The sequence below is a fragment of the Pseudomonas sp. PARCl1 genome (assembly GCF_947311875.1).
Classification (GTDB): Bacteria; Pseudomonadota; Gammaproteobacteria; order Pseudomonadales; family Pseudomonadaceae; genus Aquipseudomonas; species Aquipseudomonas juntendi.
Window position 1 is genome coordinate 1 of record NZ_CAMZMX010000099.1, and the last position, 1,861, is coordinate 1,861.

Here is a 1,861-nt window from a genome sequence, read left to right on the forward strand (position 1 = left end):
GTGGCAATCTTGCGCAGGATGCGGCGCATGATCTTGCCGGAGCGGGTCTTGGGCAACCCAGGCGCCCACTGGATCACATCCGGGGAAGCGATAGGGCCGATCTCCTTGCGCACCCAGTTCTTCAATTCCAGGCGCAACTGCTCGCTGGCCTCGACACCCGCATTGAGGGTGACATACACGTAAATGCCCTGCCCCTTGATGTCGTGCGGCACACCCACCACTGCAGCTTCGGCCACCTTGGCGTGCGCCACCATGGCACTCTCGATCTCGGCCGTGCCCATGCGGTGGCCCGACACGTTGAGCACGTCATCCACGCGCCCGGTGATCCAGTAGTAACCGTCCTCGTCCCGGCGCGCGCCGTCGCCGGTAAAGTACATGCCGCGGAAGGTCTTGAAATAGGTATCCACGAAACGGTCGTGGTCGCCATACAGCGAACGCGACTGGCCAGGCCAGGAATCGAGGATCACCAGGTTGCCCTCGGCCGCACCGTCGATCAGGTTGCCCAGGTTGTCCACCAGTGCCGGCACCACGCCGAAGAACGGCCGGGTCGCAGACCCTGGCTTCAGGCCGGTGGCACCCGGCAGCGGGCTGATCAGGATGCCGCCGGTTTCGGTCTGCCACCAGGTGTCGACGATCGGGCAGCGTTCCTTGCCCACGGCCTTGTAGTACCAGCTCCACGCTTCCGGGTTGATCGGCTCGCCCACCGACCCCAGCAGGCGCAGGCTGGAGCCATCGGCCTCGGCTACAGCGGCCTGCCCTTCGGCCATCATGGCGCGGATGGCGGTTGGTGCGGTGTAGAGGATGTTGACCTTGTGCTTGTCGATGATCTTCGACACCCGGGTGATGTCCGGGTAGTTCGGCACGCCCTCGAACAGCAAGGTGGTGGCGCCGTTGGCCAGCGGGCCGTAGACGATATAGCTGTGGCCAGTGACCCAGCCCACGTCCGCGGTGCACCAGTACACCTCACCGGGGCGGTAGTCGAACACGCGCTCATGGGTCAGCGCGGCATATACCAGGTAACCGCCCGTGGTGTGCAGCACCCCTTTTGGCTTGCCGGTGGAACCCGAGGTGTACAGGATGAACAGCGCCTCTTCGGCGCCCATTTCTTTCGGCGCGCAATGGCTGGAAGCAACCTTCATCAGGTCTTCGTACCAGATGTCGCGGTGCTGGTGCCAGGCGATGTCGCCACCGGTGCGCTTGCACACGATGATTTTCTGCACGCTGTTGGTTTCAGGGTTGGTCAACGCCAGGTCGACGTTGGCCTTGAGTGGGGTACGACGACCACCGCGCAGGCCCTCGTCGGCAGTGATCACCACCTTGGACTTGCAGTCGATGATCCGGCCGGCCAGCGCTTCGGGCGAGAAGCCGCCGAACACCACCGAATGGATCGCCCCGATGCGTGCACAGGCCAGCATGGCGACCACGGCTTCGGGGATCATCGGCATGTAGATGGTGACCACGTCACCACGGTGCACGTCCTGGCCACGCAGGGCGTTGGCAAACTTGCAGACCTGCTCGTGCAGTTCGCGGTAGGTAATGTTGCGGTGCTCGGAAGGGTCGTCACCTTCCCAGATGATCGCCAGCTGGTCACCGCGCTCTTCCAGGTGACGGTCCAGGCAGTTGGAGGAAACGTTCAGAGTGCCGTCGGCGAACCATTTGATATCGACGTGGTGGTCGTCGAACGAGGTCTGCTTGACCTTGGTGAACGGCTTGATCCAGTCGATACGCTGGGCCTGCTCGCGCCAGAAGCCGTCCGGGTTGATCACCGATTGCTGGTACATGGCCTTGTAAGTGGCCTCGTCGGTCAGCGTAGTGGCCGCAACCTCGGGACGAACGGGATACAGTGGAGCCGCACTCATCT

The 1,861-nt window shown here is 63.4% G+C and carries 1 protein-coding gene; it reads right to left on the reverse strand.

Annotation, left to right across the window (positions count from 1 at the left end):
• A partial coding sequence (gene acs / locus QME24_RS24645) for an acetate--CoA ligase (protein WP_281691084.1) occupies positions 1-1,859 on the reverse strand: 1,859 nt, incomplete at its 3' end.
• Positions 1,860-1,861 lie beyond the last annotated feature (2 nt).